The organism is Pirellulales bacterium (assembly GCA_035656635.1).
Classification (GTDB): Bacteria; Planctomycetota; Planctomycetia; order Pirellulales; family JADZDJ01; genus DATJYL01.
The window spans coordinates 1-17,146 of sequence record DASRSD010000109.1; the positions used below are offsets into that span (position 1 = coordinate 1).

Sequence of the window (17,146 nt, forward strand, 5' to 3'; positions counted from 1 at the left end):
ACTCGCGGAAATCCGCACAGTGCAACTGCAGCTTCGAAACCGCAAAAAGCCGCTAATTACAGCGTTATGCCATCCGCAAAGACCGCTTGTGCCACACTAGATATAGGCTGACTGCAATGATTGCCGCTCCCAACAAGCCCGGGCTTAGCCACAGCGACCAAACCAACCCCGCGGCCACCCCAAGTAATTGTGGTCCGTAATGGAAGTTAGCCTTTTTCATTAGCCCGAGCCACCATGCCAGCAGCATGCCACTGGTTGCCGCCAGCACACCAAAGGCTGCCGCCCAACGCCAGCGCCAATCGTTCGCAGTAAGGCGTGGATATTGAATTGCCAACGGACCCCCTTGCCCGCGAACCATTGCCCACGCCGTGCCGTGGCCTGCCGGCTGGGTCGCCGCGAACAAATGCAGCCAATCGGAGGCCGTTGCCGATGAATTCGCTACATCGCCTTCCGTTACGGTCGTTCCTTGGTTCGCCGGAGCCGGCGAATTGGAGCCCGGGTTTTCTGGATTGGAATTGTTTAGCTTTCGCGCCAACCGCAGTTGCTCCTGTTCAAGGGCGTTCAATTCCGCATTGGCGGCTTGTACTTGATCGGCGGCGGTTTCGACCGATTTGGCCTGAATTAAATCTGCCCGCGAAGCCAGGTAGCGCCGCAGCCAGGGAACATACCAGCGCGCCACATCCTCCGTCGATTCGTCCAGCAGCACGCCGGTTGCCGGATCGATGAATGCTGCGTCCCCTTCCAAACGCAACTGCCGGAGACGAAGCGCAGAAACAGCCGCGCCCTGGGGAAGCACGGCTTCGCCAGCGCGCGGCGGCGCCCACACGCTCCACAAGGTGCGTTCCACCGGCAGCTCCACCAGCGTGGGCGCGGCCAGCAGCAGCGAGTTGGCCGCCGTGCTTTCGTTCACCCCGGTGAAAATTATTTCCAAGTGTCGCGGCAGCTTGTTATCGCCCAGCCACACGTTCCAGTGATTTTCCCCCAAGGTGGAAAGCTGTGCCGGAACGGCATCGAGCCGCGCTTGAATTAAATGTTCTCCCACAGGCAATTGCAGCTCGCAACTGGAAGCGCCGGCCGATTCCACATCGAACGCGGCCACGCCCCGAAAAGCGCCGCTGGAATCCCAAGAGCAGGCCATGTCGACCGATCGCACCTGGGAGCTCTCACTGCTGCGATCGGCGGAACGGAGCACCGCCCGGCTCCGGTCGCCGATCAACTGGTACCAGCGGTAGGCACTGGGATCGGAAGCCGTGGTTGCCAGGGGGGCAGGCAAACGGGCAGGGAGTAATCCGCGCGTGTCCCAAGCCAGTTGTTGATTTTCCAGCCGACGCGGCAATGAGAGAAACCGTGCTTGCCGAGCCGCGCCCAGCAATCGCACATCGGGCGCGCTGGGCCGCTGTCCGGCGGCAATGGTTAGCGGCCCGTGAATTTGCAATCGCGCTTCGTGTTGCAGGGGCGCTTCTGGCCGCAGCACTAATTGACGCCGATTTTCTCCAGGCACATCTTCCACGAATTGCGGCATCGCTGGTGAAATTTCAAATGGCCCAACCCAGTTGGCCGGCAGGTCAAACCGCAGCACGTCGACCATGCCTCCGGCGATGTGCAAGTCCAAATCGACGGTGGCCCGCCACGTTTCCGCGGATCGATCCAAGGTGGTCACTTGCTGGACTTCCAGTTGCGGCTGGTTGCGCACAATTGCCAATTGCACCGGTTGGTAGCCTTGCTCGCCGTCTAGTGCTGCAACCAAATTTCCTGTGTCAACATGTTGCCGACCCAACGATGGTCTCTCCCCGAAATCGAGCAGGCCCTTGAGTTGCGCGTCGGCAATGGCGGCGGCGAAATCGCTTTCCGAGAGACGCTTCAAGCCGGCCGTGTCGGTCACCGTGACCAGCGTTTCGGGCTGACGAAGAGCCAGCGCCCGGAAACCATCGCTGGCGGCGTCTTCCACAGTGATTTGTGGCAGGGTGAATTTGGCGTCGGTCGGTAGAGGCATTCGGCCGCGCACCAAAACTTCGCGCTCGCCGGAGGCGGCAGAATCCAAAAAAATGCTCAGTAAATCTGCGTCATTGCGCGACCAGCGGCAAGGTTGATCCACATGGCGATCGAGAACCGAAACGCGATCCACCGCCATTTGCGGCGGAACATGCAGCCGATATTGAAACACAGATCCGTTCGATACTGCCACGCGCGCGGCCCAATGCAGTTCAATTTCCTTTTGACCCGCGATCGCAGCTAATTCGCAGCGGGCAGTCAGAGTGGGTCGCCGTAACCATGTGGAGATGCGCGCCGAGTTTTCCGGTTGTATTAGCGACCAGGCCGCTTGGGGTTGCGAGTCTCGCGTGGGCCACAGGGCAGTAAATTTTTCAGGCGTTATGCGATTTCGCTCGGCCACGTCGGAGATGGCATATTCCAAGCCGGGCTCTACCGATAGTCCCCACCAACGATGTTCGGCGCCGGCGCCCCCAACTTTCCAAGCAAGCGCCTGCAAATTACCGATGCCCGAACGGGAGTTCAATTGTAGCGTCAGCGCCACCGTTGCTTGGCCGGCGACAGGCCGAGCCAGATCGATGACAAACTCATTGGGATTCTCGGCCGCCGGCTGGATTCGTGAAATCGCCACGGCATCGGCCAAGCGATGCTCCGCCGCCGTGCTTTCCGCGTCCAAAATTGGACGCCAGCGCGCGTCGGCAAGCAAATGCAGTTGCTGAATGCTGCCGGCATGCACGTGCAAATGCAAACGGGCATTAACCACCACCGCTGCCGGCGAAATGTGCAGCCAAAATAGGTCGTCGGCATCGAACGCCGCTGCCGGCGAGGAGTTGCTGCTGGAGGCCGCTGCCGCAAGCCATTCAATTTTTCCCGCCGGACCCAGCCAGACCATCTGTGGCGAACGATCTCGTTCAGATTCCTTCTTGGCGGAATCGCCAGAAGCATTCACGGTGCTTCCCAGGGCCGAGCTGATTTCCGGCTGCGGCCCCGTCGTGCCCAGGCGGCCCAAATCAATTTTCGAATCGGCGACAGGCGGCACGGCAAAGTTGAATCCGTCTGAATTTGCTATTGGATGCAATTGCAGTTCCAATCGGTGCGAACCAGCGTGTTGCAGCGCAACCAGCAAACGAGGCTGTTTTTCGTCGCTGCGGAATTCCGCGGCTTGTCCGTCAACTTGGACCGAATTGGGGACCAGCACCGCGCCTTCAAAGCCGATCGGAAGTTGCACCTCGGCGTGTTCAGCCAAGAGTTCAATTTCAAAAATCGCCTGGCAATTGCCGTCAGGCACTCCGCTCGATTTTGAGTTCGAGTTCCGCTCTTGTTGGAGCAAGTATTTGGCGCTTGTAATTAAATAGGACGGTGCGGTGGCATTGTCGCCGGAGCGTAACAGCGCGGTGCGCAAAGCTTCCGGAACATAATAAAGCCCTCCTGTGGGACGCCGCTGGGAATCCACGGGAATGAGCACTTTTTGGACCGGCTGACTGCCGCTGCTCGAACCGGCCGGCGCGGCTTCTTCCTTCGCTTGTGCTACGCCATAAGCAACCAGCCCGATCAGCAACATGCCAACTGTTCCAGCCACTAACTTTGTAGTGGTGGAAGCAGAAGCGGTTTGCAGCGGCGCTGCGCCTGATGCCAATTGCCAGTGCTGGGTAATCCAAACCGTGAGCCGTCCTGCAACCAGTCCCAACCAGGCGGCGGCAAATAGCGGCGCCCAGGCGGCTGGAACCGTTAGGGCGACGGCGGCGGCCACTGCCAGCAAGGCCAGATCGAACGAAAGCGCTCGCTCCTCGAGCCACCAACGAAAGGCGATAGCCAGCACAAAGAACGACCACGCCCAGGCAATCAGCGATTGCTCGCCGACAACCCACACCCGATCGCTGCTGCCCGTGCCATCAAACCGATGTTTGATCCAGCCGACCGCATCGAAGGCTGAAATCTGTGGCGCCGTCTTCCACGGCGATTGCAAACCGCCCGCCGGCGCAGATTGCGCAACGGTTAGTGCGGCCTGTGACGGTTGCGGCGTTGCACGCGCCAGGGGTCCAAACAAACGTTTCGTCCACGGCACGTCGAGCACATGACGGTTGCCGATTTCCGCATCGGCTAGCACCGTTCCCGGCGGCGTCCAAACATTCCACTGACGAGCTAAAATGGGGACATCGCAGCTCGGCCACGCTGCCGTTTGTGTAGCAATGGTTGCTGGCTTGGCTTGTTCGTCGCTGTATTGCAGCACAACCGTAACAAACCGTTGTCCGGCGGGCAAATTGATCCGCCACGAACTACCGTCGACGGAGGTTGTGTCTGCAGCCTGCTGCCCATCGATCCAAGCCGAGTGCAAAGTTGCTCCCGGAGGCGGTTGAAATAAGATTTTTTCCAGCCCGGCACTTTCTACATTGCACACCAGAGTGTGCTCGGCGCCCGCCTGACTGTAACGGGAAGTTAATTCCGCTTGCCAAATCCAGGCTTGCGTCTGCGGCAGGCTGTTGCCGCGGGGAATTAAAACCAGCGGCGGATCGGCCGACAGCAGCGTGTCTTCTTCCGGGTTATAACGGAAGGCAGCCACCGCGGTCGCGTATTGGTCGGCAGGCGGAACATTGACGGGAATTGTTTTTAACCGTCGGCTATGCACTTCGGGCAAGTTGTGGCCCACGGAAATTACTTCGATGGTTCCCCGCTGCGTTTCCGCTTCGATGAAAGAAGCCAAGGCGGGGGGCATGTCGTCGGCCAATGGCGAGTTGCGCGTGGCCAGGAGCGTGAACGCGCTGGCCCGGGGCGCCGGCAACGTCACTTCCCAAACTTCACCGGGCCAATTCGCGCCCGTGCTCTCGCCTTCGGTTAAGCGGCGTGCGGCGATGGCGGCCGTCGGCTCGCCTTCGATCGACCAGGACATCGGCGTGCCGCGCGGCTGCGAAAAGCGCACGTCAAAGCGGCTGACCTCGCGGCCATGCGGGGTGAGCCCGAAGCGATAGGTTTCCGTCAATCGGTCATCGCTCACCAGCGCCTGCAGTTGGGTATCGGCATCGAATTGCGGCGTTTTCCCGACCAGCAATACCGCCAAATTTCGCGCGTGGGCGTTGTCCACAAACACCAGGCCCGTGGGCTTTTCGTCCAACAAGCCGGCATCGGTGGCCGAAAGCTGGGCCGGATCCAGCCGATCGATTTCTCCGGCGCCATGTAATTCCAGTTGATAGGCTTCGGCGGTCTGCACGTGAATCAAACGGCGCGTGGCCAGGGCCTCGAAAAAATGGAGCATGGCCAAATCGTCGGCGCGCAGGGTTTCGCCGGAAGGCGCGCTGCGCCGCCGACCGGCCACTAAAATTTCCACGCCCTGGTGCGGCGTCAGCGGCGTGTTCAATTGCAGCGTCAATTTCCCCGGTCGATTTCGGGCAGATTGCTGCGACCAATCGGCGATCATTCCCGCCGGCGTGCTTTCCACGCTTTCGATGATCCACTGCGGCGCAATTTCCGCTTGCAGCGTGAATCGCTCTCCCCGGTCGGTGGTAAAGTTTCCCCGGTAACGCCCGGTGCCTTCATTGGGCCGCAGCGAAACCGAAGTTCCCTGCGTTAGCCGCAACTCTTCGCGGCGCGGTGACAACGCCAATTGAATTTGCGGATGATCGTTAAACAGCGCCACACTGACGGCTTCGCCCGGCGTCGATTCGGGCAGCACTTCCAAATCGGTTTGATGGCAATCGATGGTCGAAAGTTCCGCGAGCAGCACAGAATCTGGAACGACCAAGCGCAAGGCGCCGCATTGCCAATCGGCATTTTTCAGTTGCACTAGGGGCAATCGCCAAGAGGTGGTCCAAGGAACCGGCGCAATGGCGGTGATGTGCACCGTTTGATCTGCGCCTTGCATCGGCTTGGGCAGTGCGACCAGCACTTCCTGCTGTGGGCTGGCCTGAGCATTTGGCTTACTGGAAGCATCTGGTGTTCCTCCCGAATTTTGCACCATGCTGACGGCCGATAGCGGCAATTCCGTTTCACCCCAACGAACGCCGACCACGGTTAACGGCTGGTCGATCAGCAATCGGATTTGGGAAATGGGTGCGCCGAGTACATGCAGCCGCAGTTCAGCGTTCGATTCCAGGCCGTGCTCCGAAAATTCATATGTGAACGATTGTTGGACGAAAGTCTTCTCCGGCGTTCCGCGCACCGCGGTGCGCGGAACAATTCGCAGGTTCAAATGGCAATTGCCTCCCAACTCAATTTGCCACCGCCGCCTTCCGGGCGCGGCTTGCTCGGCGTCAGAAACCAATCCGTGGTCGACCACGGGGGCTAACTCGGCGGGCAAAGTTAATTGGAGAACGTTGAATGGGCAAGCCGGCAATTGCAAGCGAAAGCTTAACGCGCCCTCAGAACCACGCTGTCCTCGCAGCGACCACCGGCCTGACATTTTTCCAGTTCGATCGATGACAGCTGCCAGACGACCGTTTTGATCATTGCCGACAATGGCACGTTCATCGCTGCTTGCGGAGCCGGTCACCCAGCGCAATTCGTCCAGCGGCAGTTTGCAATCTCCCAACCGCACCGTAGTGCGCTGGTCCGCGCGATGTTCGAACTCCCACGTTAATTCTCCCCGCAAATCGTGGCCGGTGAATTCGGCGGTGTAGTTGGCACGCAGCAATTGTGCCGCAGGCGGCTGCGCGGACGCGGTGGAATTACGAAGCTGCGCCAATCGCGATTCAAATTCGTCGGCGGGCATCGCCAAGTAATGCTGCGCGGTTTCACGCGGCCACTCCTCGGGATGATCGGCCGGCACAAATACGCGCTGCACTCGCCACATGGCAGCCTGTTGCGGCTCTGGTTCAGCGGCGCAAAGTGCAGCGCCGCGGCAAAGCAGCAATGCCGTCATGACCACAGGCACACGTAAAAATTTCCAAGTGCAACGCATGATTCAAGAGGAGCCGATTCAATTTATTCCGATTCGGATTCCGCCGGCGGCATCTCCAGCTCGCTGTGATGGGCCGTGCTTGCGCCCGCAAATTCCAGCGGCCGAACTTTTCGTTGCACGCTGCTGCGATCGACAATGGAGCTGCTGCCGGCGGGCACCACTTTGCCCAGCGATCGATGTTGGAGCAGGGCATGTTGTAACAAGCGAGCGAACAAAATTAGGATGCAACCCACCCCGGCCCCTTGCGCAACCAGCAGGGCGATGTCGGGCGCCGCGGCAGCCAGAACGATCAAAATTACGCCGGCGGCAAACAGCAGCCAGGGTCGGCGGCCGGCGGACACATACATCATGAACAGGCCCAGCGCCAGCGCGGCGGCCGAGGGAACAAACAGCATTTGCCACCGTGCGACAAACCGGGCGACAATTTTTGGTGGATTCCCCAGCGCGCTAAATAAATAACGGTTCGTGGCCTCGGGCAGGGGATCTTCGGCCGTGGCGTCGGCCCATTTTTCTAAATCGGACTGATCCCACGTGGCTTGCCGGCTCCAGCCTAAACCGGACCATTTCCAGGCGTATTCCGGCGTCAATTCGGCGGGCGAATCCAGCAGTTGCTCGTCGCTGGGCAGCACCAGTTGCCAATACATCCTTTGCACCCAGACGCCTTCAGGAAAATGAGGCAAATTGATTTCCAGCGTGTGCGGGCCAGCAGCGGCATTGGCCCACTGATAACGCATCTCCAGCACATGCGGTTGGCTTTCGCTCTCCGGGGGCAATTTCACTTTCAAAGTTCCATCGGCGAGCGAAGCCGCGGGCAGCAGCCGATGATCTAATTGCAGCTCGAGATTGGCGACCGAAGCCCCGGCCGGCGGCGACAGCACAAATTCGTCGGCGGTCGTCGTGAAATGATAGACGGCTCGATCTTGACGCACGGCGCCAGAGATCCACGATTGCACCCACGCCCGATCGACTACGGTGGTGCTGGATTCGTGGGTTCCCGGCCGCCAAGCCAAGGCAATTTTCGTGGTTGGCGCCGCAGCGGTTAGCTGCAGCGCGGGGCGCTGCACGCCGGAGCGAACTTCCACGGGTTCTTGGTCCACGGTCCAAGCGTCGTCCAGAGATTGGATGCGTGCGGCCGGCTCGCCGCGGATGGTCGCCTGGTTGTGCTCCAACTCTTTTACCGCCGGCATAATCAGTGGCACGTGCAGCCGCCCGGCAGTCATTGCGCCGTGCACTGCGGCCAGTTGTGAAAACGGAACTTGATACTGGGCGACAATTTCAAAAGCGCCCAATTGAGCTTCCGGCAATGCCAGCTCCAGCCGAGCAGTACTGGAATCGCTGGAAACCGAACCCGGGGAAGGGGCCGTCAACGTTTGGCCATCTCGCGACCATTCCACAGGCGAGCCCGTCAGCAATGCGGCAGGCACATCGAACGTTAAGCTGGCCGCCGGCTCATGTTCGACTCGAAAATGAAATCGCTGTTCTACTTTCACTTCGTCGCGCGCCAAATTCACTTCGCTGTACGCGCTGGCATGAATTGCTTGCGGCAGCCGCTCCATGTCGGCCACAAACATGGCTTGCGGTTGTTCTCCGCGATAGAACAACGACGCTTGTTCCCGCGCCGGCAAGGTTAAGCGGGGCGCTACCGAGGGGCGAATCAACCCTTGCAGTTCATCTTCGCGCGGGCGAAGCCGAATGTTGTCCGCCGGAACAATGGCCACCAGCGCTGGGTTGACAACATCAGCTGCCGGCAGCGGAATTGCAATTTCCAAGTGCGAGGCGTCCGCTGGTATTGCGCGATGGGCTTTGAGAGTTATTTCTATCTCTCCGGACGTGGCCTCCAACAGCGGAATGGTGAACCCGGCGGGGCGGTTGGCAGGCGCCGCGTTGATGTCGACCACGTCGGACGGACCGCATTCGTCAATTTCCCAATTGGGCAAAGAAATTTCCAACGTGGAGGTTTTGGCTCCGCGGATGGTGTATTTCAGCCGCGCCTCCAATCGCAGTTGTCGCGGCTCAACATAATAAACGTACTCCGGCTCCACGCTGCTGCGGGTTCGGCGCGGAATGACACGGGCCGTTAGCGATGCCGGTTGTCCGAAATATTCGAAGCCCGCAACCAGCCCTTTCCGCTGCAACGCTTCGGGCAACTCGGCGATTTGTCGAACTCGGTTGCGTTCTCCCCATGCTAATTGCCAATCGCCCACCACGCCCACGGCCAGGTGTCCCCACTGCCGATGTTGCGCGGCTTCTTGGATTTCAAAGCCCGCCAATTCCAGCGGTTGGTTTGGCTTGGTGACATCGTAGGCGCGCTCCGCTTGCAAGTGAATATCGACCGGCTCGGAGGTCGGCTGGGCCAATTGCACTTCCACCCATTTGGCCTCGGACTGATTTCCCGAGCTGCTGTTGCCGTCCCCGCCCGTTGACGCCGTAGCGCCTTGATCACCGGTCATGGTCAGCGTGTAATTTGCCCCGGTCGGCGCGCCGCCGGTGAGTTGCGCTCCAGGCGGCAACTTGATGTGGAACTTATCGAACTGCGCTCCAAAACCGCGAACGGTAAGTGATGCATCGAATTGCACACTCCGGCTGTCGATCTGCGCGAACACCTGGCCCGTGGCTTCCAAGATCGCCGAAGAGCTGGCAGTTGGTTGCTGCCAAGCTAGCGATACCAGACCCGCCAAGCCCCACAGCGTAATGGCGGAACCGCGGCTGCGATTCTTTGCATCCATGGTTGGCGATTTGAGCTCGGCTAGTGTGCACCCGGCGTGGCTGGTCAATTCGATCGGTGCTTGCGGAACCTCAAGCGTGAACCGCGAGGCGGTTGCCGCGGGCACATCGAGTTCCAAGCGATGTTGTGCGGCCAGCGTTTTGACGGGCACGACCAATTTCAGACTGACTTGCTGTTCCGATCCCGCGGCGCCGTGCAATCGCAGCGTGTAGGAGCCGGTTTGCGAATCGAATTGCAATTGATGCTCCGCTTCGCCATGAAAGGCAAGCGGTTCGGCCAACACCGCGCCATGGTTCATCAGCGGAACATTCACCCAGTCAGTGCCGGCCAGATGAATTTTGAAATCGGCGGTCAAATCGGCGTGGTCGCCGCTGGCTTCACCCTCGATCACTAACTGTTCCAGGCTGTACTCTTTGGACGCCGCCAGTGGCTGTCCGGCTTTTTTCTGCGCGAGAAAATCGAGAATTTCCTCGTACGAAAATCCCAAGAGTGGAACCAAGCGTCCTTGCTGATCGCGGACATAATAAACCGGCGGTTCCTCCACCACCGCGCTGCTTTTATCTGTGGAATGTTCTGCGGCGCCGGGCGGCTTATCGGCCGTCGGCTGGGGCGCGGGCTGTGTGGCGTCGCCGGCCTTTCCTGGTAAGGCTGCTGGAGCGGCGGGGGTGGCCGAATTTCCGTTGGTCGTTGTTTTTTCCTGGGCCGCTGTTTTTTCCTGACCCAGCGCGCGGCCCGGTTCCCAAATCGCCAGGCCAAGCCCCCAAATGGCCGCCGCCAAGGCCAGTGCCCATGGCGCAAAATTCGTCAGCCTGTGGCCAAAAGATTGCAAAGCTCATGCTCCTGCGCTTGGTTGCCCGATCCCTGTTGGGCACATGGCCGGCGAAACTTTGCGGCGGCATTTAAGCCGATGTGATTTTTTTCACAGACAAGAAGCGAATGGACTGCAAGTCGCCGGTCAAAACTTCAGTATACCCAGAACCAGCAAGAACTTAAAGCGTTCGGACGTGGCGAGCAACCTAGCTGTACGCCCGGGCCGAACATTGGTTCGTTCCTTTCGTCTCATTTGCATTTGGCCTAGCCTTTCCAGCCCCGCATTGGAATATCCCCTCTGCCTGCAAAAGTCGACCGAAATTCACACGGGCTGGCGAACTGCCCAATCAAACTCTCGACTCCACCGTAGGAATCTGAGAGAATAGAATGATCGAAGCCGGGCCTGGGGGCTGGCTTGTCTCGACAGGAACACGCCATGAAGACGCACTCATCTCGTCGCGCCGATTCCCGGCACTCATGTATGCTCACAAATTCCAAGCGGCACGGCTGGCGGGGCGCGCACGGACCAATGCGCACTGCTTTCACGCTTGTGGAGCTGCTGGTTGTGATGACTATCATGGGCTTGTTGATGTCGCTGTTAATACCGGCGATCAATTCTGCCCGCGAAACTGGTCGCCGCACCGTCTGCTTGAACAATCTCAAGCAGTTGTCCCACGCGGCCATGGAATACAACGCCCGCCGCCGCGAATTGCCAGGGTACGTGAACATGATTGCCAAGGCGGGCTCAAGCGGCACATCAACTTCCACCCCGACAAACACTGCGCCGACCGTGCCAAACCGCTTAGGCACCTGGGCGATGATGTTGTTTCCCGAAATTGAACGCAGCGATGTTTATCAAACCTGGACAACCGATCCTGTTTTGACTGCGACCACGACCTCGGGCATTGCGAATCCGGCCACGCCGTACATCTCGCTGTTTGTGTGCCCCAGCGATCCGCCGGACGACATCACGGTGAATCCCACACCGCTGTCGTACGTTGCCAATTGCGGCATTCCCGATAATCCGACCACGTTAACCGCCACGGGAACCACGCTGACTGGCAACTCGGTGACGGTGGTCGATTCCTCCACGTCCAGCACGCTGGTGCCGCGGCCAACCAATGGCATGTTTTACGATCGCTATTCGCCAAAGTATTCGACCACGACGGCGCCAATTCCCGATGTCGCCTCGTCGTTGGATCACATTCCCGACGGCGCCAGCACTACGCTGATGTTTACGGAAAACTTCATGCCCACGGCGAAAGACGTCATTAACGGATTCTTATATCGCGTGTATTATCCGCCGGTGAATTCGTCGTTTTACACCAACACAGCTAACGGCACTGCGGCGCAATATCCGTACCTGCCGCAAGGGCCCACCGGCACGGAAGCGCTCACGGCTGCGTATTCGTTCGAAGCCGACATCGGCTTCGTGTGGGATCCGCTCGTGCCCGATCATACGAACCCTGTCCCGGCCACAGGAGTTTCGGGCAACGATCCGCGGCGCATTAACGGCGACAAAAACCGGAAGTATGTCAGCAACTATCCACAAACTCAGGCGGCGTTCGGATATTATTATTCCCGGCCGTCCAGCTCGCATCCCAACGGCGTGAACGTGGCCACTTGCGGCGGCGAGTTTTACTTCCAGCGCGATGACATCGATTACTGGGTGTACGAGCAGTTGATGACGCCCGACAGCAAACACTCGCAAATGAATAGCGGCAACACGCCACTCAATGCGAGCTACGTTCTGGACGAGAACGACTACCGCTAACGGGCCTCGGGCACGGCGCGTATTTCAGTCCCCTCGCCACTAGCCACTAGCCTCTTCACTTCTTCCCCAGCTTCCGTTGCGCTTCGAAAAATCGCGTCAGCAGCTTGCCGCACGGCTCGGCCAGCACGCCGGGCACAATTTGCGCCTGATGATTCAGCCGCCGGTCGCTCAGCAATTGATACAGCGTGGCCACCGCACCGGCTTTCAGATCGGCTGCTCCATACACCACTAGCGGCACGCGCGCTTGAACAATCGCTCCGGCGCACATGGGGCACGGCTCCAGCGTCACGTACAGCGTGCAGCCTTCCAGCCGCCAACTTTGCAGCGCTTGCGCAGCCTGGGTGAGCGCAATCATTTCGGCGTGCGCCGTGGGGTCGCGCAACTGCTCCCGCTGATTATGAGCGGCGGCAATCACACGCTCGCCGTGCACCACCACCGCGCCAATGGGGACTTCGTTTTCCGCCAGCGCCGCTTCGGCTTCGGCCAGCGCCTGTCGCATGAAGTGTTCGTGCATGGAATAGTTTGATCCGCCCCGCTCCTTTTGCGGCTCGCCCCGACTGACACCGTCGGGCTAGGTAGCAAATTGCCGCTTATTTCTCAAACATTGCTTTGCGGCTTTGGCCTTTGGTGGCGGCGGCGGGCTCCTTCGGCAACGGGCCTTCAATGTTCAATGTCACCGGCGCAGAGTACACAAACGGCGAGGCGCTATTGGAAGCTTCCCAGCCGGCGGCCTGCAGCGTCACGGGTCCTTCCCCCAGCGTCGTTGTGTCCACTGTGGCTTCACCATCGGCGCCCACAAATTTTGCCACCACTTGGTTGTTCTGATAAATCGCCACGCCATGGGCTCCCGGCGCTTTGGCAAACAGTTTGATGACGCCGCCGGCCCGCACGCGCTTTTCCGGCGAAGTTTCGAACGTCATGCTCCGGCCGTTATTGTTAAATTGCACCGGCAGAATGATCCGCCCTTGCGATTCAATCGGGCTGCTCTCAATTCCCACGATGCGCAATTCGTGATAACCATCGGCCGATTTTGTCGTATCCAACTCCAGCGGATCCTCGGCGTTGGTAGTGGCGATGCGCATGCCGTCCAGAAACAACTCGAACCGGTTCACACTTCCCTGCCGCGGCAGCGTGGCCTTCGGGTGCATGGTGACGGTTCCCTTCAGTGTGTCGCCGGCGGCCACGCCCTCCACTCGCACTTGCGGAATATTGGCCCACGGCCGGCAGAGCGGATCGCCCACCACAATCAATTGATACGGCGAGTACACCGATTGATAAAACGCCTCCGCCAGCGTGCAGCCGCGAGCGTAATGCACCTGAATCATCGCGTGTGGAAATTTATTCTGAAACGCAAACGGCTCGATCACCGTGCCCGAGGTTCCCGCCGCGCCGTACTTCAAAAACACAGACAGCGGCGTTTGACCGGCGTTCGGATCGAAAATGCCCCCGTAGCTGGTGAAGTTTTCGCAGATGGCGCCCGGGCGAATCGTGCTTCCCGAGGCTGGCCAGTCGAAAGCGGGCACGCCGGTCATCAGGCCTTGCACGTCGGGCCGATTGCGCGGCACATCGCCGGCGGTAATTTCGGCCTTCACGCCCAATTGCCGCAGAAGATTTTTCGCCAGCTCAAATCCCGGCTTGCGCGTTTGCGAGCGAATTTCGCCAGGGTTGTCCATGAAGTACACCGTCCCGCTGGGAAACGTGCCGTCCGCGGTGGCGCTGCGCTGCAAATAGTTGAGAACTTCGGTGAGCGAATTGCCCCGCCCGTAGGTTACTCCCAGCATGGCGGAAAGCATGTATCGCCTGCCGCCGCCGGCTTCGTTTAAATCTCCGTCCTCGCTCCAGCCGTACCAACTCCGAAAGCCGTGCGAGCCCACCGAGCTTTCGTTCACTGTCTCCGTGGTCGGCTTGGGGCCCGTATCCGGCGCGCCGGGAATCAAACCTTTGGAGTCCCCCTGTGTGCCGACGGGAATCTCGTACACTTTGCCTTGGTACCGATCGCGCAGCCGCATGTAATAGTTCGGATTGAATCCGGCGTAATCTATCGCCGCGCGCTTGGATAATTCGCCAATCAAAAACGTCAATCCGGTAATCGAGCCTTCAGCGTTTTGGTACAACTGCGCGCTGCGCAGCGCCGGCGGCAAATCAGCGGTGAAATTAATCGCCCATGGGAACTCGGAAGAATAAATGATGTAATCGATCTGCGTTTGCAGCTTCCGATTTTCCAACTCGGCGGCAATGGGGCGGAGAATTTTGTCGCGGAACGTGTCGATGTCAATCCGCGCATCGGAGCCGTTCCACGTTTTGGCATCCAGGTACAGCACGTTGCCCGGCGGAATGCTCCGCAACTGCACGTAATGATTGGCGATGGTTTTGCTGCCTTGGTCGGAGGCGTTCACCACCAGCAGCACGTTTTCCGGCCCGCCGCCGGCCCAGGCCGCCCCAGCCCCGCCCAGCCAGCCCAGGCACGCTGCGCAAGCCGCCAGCGCGGCACTTTTCATCGCGGCAGCAGGCAAGTGGCGGCGGAATTTCATGTTTATTTCGATTAAAAGCCGTTGGGTGGCCGTGCGTTGGGTGGCCGTGCGTTGGGTGGCCGGGGGTCGAGGCCGCCGAGCCCAGAAATTTGTGCCAAGGACCAATGATCAAGCACCAATGACCGCCCCTTCCAGCCCACACTTTATGGGAAGGTTTGCCGCCGCCGGCCCCTCTTTTAGAGAACGGCCCAGTGCAAAACCGCAAAACAATTGACAAACATTCTCCACAACTATAGACTACGTCTTGCGTTAGTGGTATGGCGTCGAATTGACGCCAGGGGGCGAAGTACAGGGAATCCCCGCCGTTTCGTTCGAAGCTGCGGATAGTTCGGTTTCATTTTTTTCATTTTTTTGTTCCAGGAGGTGTGGTATGTCAAGTTCTTTACTCAGGCGAGCTGCGCTCGTCGACCGGAAGGCAAGTACGCCGCCGGCGCGCCAGCCAGCGCACACCGCGTTTACGTTGGTGGAGCTGCTGGTGGTAATTGCCATCATTGGCATTTTGATCGCTCTGCTGTTGCCGGCCGTTCAGGCAGCCCGCGAAGCAGCCAACCGCAATGCCTGCTCCAACAACATGAAGCAGTTGGGCCTGGCAATTTTGAACTACGAAGATACGCGCAAAGCCCTGCCGCCAATTCAGACGGGCATAATCGTTCCCGGAGCAGCAGGCTTTCAGGCTTCGCAGCCAGGGGCAGGAGCAGGGTCGGCGGGAACCGCAGCTTCGGGTCCGGGCCAATGGACCGTCCTCGTGGATACATATAGCTGGGCCGTGCTCATTCTTCCGCAGATTGAAGAAACGGCGCTCTACCAAAACATTTCCACCAATTCACAAAAATTCTTGTTACCTGCCTTTAGTAACTCAGTGATTAACGGCGCAGCAGGCAGCCCACATTGCTCGACCGTGCAGTTGAAGCAATTCCAATGCCCGAGCTTTGCCGGCGATCCGGTGGTCGACCAATCTCCGCTTGGCACCGGTAGCGCGGGCACCCCGGCCACAGGCTCGCCGTGTACGAACTATAATACCGCCGGCATCTTGAATAATGGCACGGGCGTGGCCATTACCAATTATAGCGCCATGGCTGGCACACACCTTTATGGAACGGGCGTCGTCTCTGGCACCACTGCGGAGGCTTCTGTCAGCGGTTCGCCGACGAAGAGCTTGGATTCCACCGGCAACGACGGCGCCATGAGTTGGCGCGGCACCCAGTTCGATCAGGGACGTAAATTGGCGGCCCTGGAAGGGGATGGTACTTCCAAGATTCCGATGGTGGGGGAAACCCGTGAGCGCCGTTTGGCCGCCTGGTATAGTGGCTCTACCAACTGGTTGTTAGCCTCCAGACAGGGTGATTCCAATGGCACTGCCATTCCCACGACGGTGATTACTGCGACGGTTACGACCTTGAATGGCCTTCCCACGGCAGGGCACCTCATTGTGGGCAATAACGCTTCGGCGACTACCGCTCCTACGAATGGAGCGGGCACCGCGTTGAACTGGGGTCCCACGACCACCTTTCCCAATGCTTCCTACTTGCCTGCAAATGACTGTAATGCGGATCCCAACATCAATTTTGTTCGTCTCTGGGGTCCCAGCAGCAACCATGCCGGCGGTGTGGTGAACCACGTCTTCGCCGACGGCCACGTCGATCCCATCAACGATTCGATCGATCCCAACATGTACTTGTGGGTCGTCACCAGAAACGGGGGCGAGCCGCAAAACTATTAGCGGCGCCTGCGATCTCTCCCTCTGGGGTGAGGGGTGGCAGCAGACAGTAACGTAATTTTATCGAACCGATCCAACCGCCGGCGCGAGCCAACTCGCCCGGCGGTTTTTTTGCTCCCCCGCTTTTTATTCCGCCCAATAATTTCGTCCAAATATATAGCCCGACTGTGTCAGTCGGGCCGCCCGCGTCAGTCGGGCCGACTGTGTCAGTCGGGCCGCCCGCGATTCCACCAAACATTCATCCCATATACGCCATTCATCGCATGCACATTCTCCCGACCGCTAATTGCTCAAGCACGCCCGCGCCAGCGGACAACATTATCGCGGCGCTAGCGCCGGATGAAATTTCGATTTTTATCCGCGCCGCTAGTTGACAAGCTTTTTTCGCGCAGTAGAACGGCGCACGACACCACTCCCGCGGCTGCTCACAGCCGGAAATCGGCGCGAGCTTTGATTTCTCCGATTATCCTAAAATTGGTTACAACACTGATGGGTATGTCGTTAGCTTCAACATGTACCCTAACTTCGCATCATTTGACCATGTATCAGTGTTAGGGATCAGCAATTCCGGAACCGGTACCGGGATGAGAGCAATTTCAGGAGGACTTGCCAATTTTACGCTTGCCCCCGCCTCAGAACACGGTGCCACAACGGGAGCCCCAATGTGGTTCGTTGAAGACGGCAACGACGCTTCGGGGGGAAGCTCTAT

6 protein-coding genes are annotated in these 17,146 nt (G+C 59.3%); 2 read left to right on the forward strand and 4 right to left on the reverse strand.

Annotated features, from left to right (window positions below; genetic code table 11):
• Positions 1-64: 64 nt before the first annotated feature.
• Positions 65-6,880, reverse strand: coding sequence for a hypothetical protein (locus tag VFE46_10125; GenBank protein ID HZZ28345.1), 6,816 nt, complete (start codon positions 6,878-6,880; stop codon positions 65-67).
• A gap of 23 nt (positions 6,881-6,903) precedes the next feature.
• Positions 6,904-10,434 (reverse strand): hypothetical protein, encoded by a 3,531-nt coding sequence (locus tag VFE46_10130; GenBank protein HZZ28346.1) that lies wholly within the window; start codon positions 10,432-10,434, stop codon positions 6,904-6,906.
• Positions 10,435-10,944: 510 nt separating this feature from the next.
• On the opposite strand from VFE46_10130, the gene VFE46_10135 reads away from it, so the two are divergent.
• Positions 10,945-12,189: a DUF1559 domain-containing protein gene (locus VFE46_10135; GenBank protein HZZ28347.1), complete on the forward strand. Its 1,245-nt coding sequence runs from the start codon at positions 10,945-10,947 to the stop codon at positions 12,187-12,189.
• 55 nt (positions 12,190-12,244) lie between these two features.
• Here VFE46_10135 and tadA read toward each other — a convergent pair whose 3' ends face one another.
• Both tadA and VFE46_10145 read right to left on the reverse strand, forming a co-directional pair.
• Positions 12,245-12,703: a tRNA adenosine(34) deaminase TadA gene (gene tadA / locus VFE46_10140; GenBank protein HZZ28348.1), complete on the reverse strand. Its 459-nt coding sequence runs from the start codon at positions 12,701-12,703 to the stop codon at positions 12,245-12,247.
• A 76-nt stretch (positions 12,704-12,779) separates the two neighbouring features.
• A complete protein-coding gene (locus tag VFE46_10145; protein ID HZZ28349.1) occupies positions 12,780-14,720 on the reverse strand; it encodes a hypothetical protein in 1,941 nt (646 codons plus the stop codon).
• A 370-nt stretch (positions 14,721-15,090) separates the two neighbouring features.
• Between VFE46_10145 and VFE46_10150 the strand changes: the two genes are divergently transcribed.
• Entirely contained in the window at positions 15,091-16,440 is a 1,350-nt protein-coding gene (locus VFE46_10150) for a DUF1559 domain-containing protein (GenBank protein ID HZZ28350.1), read from the forward strand.
• The last annotated feature ends 706 nt before the right edge of the window (positions 16,441-17,146 follow it).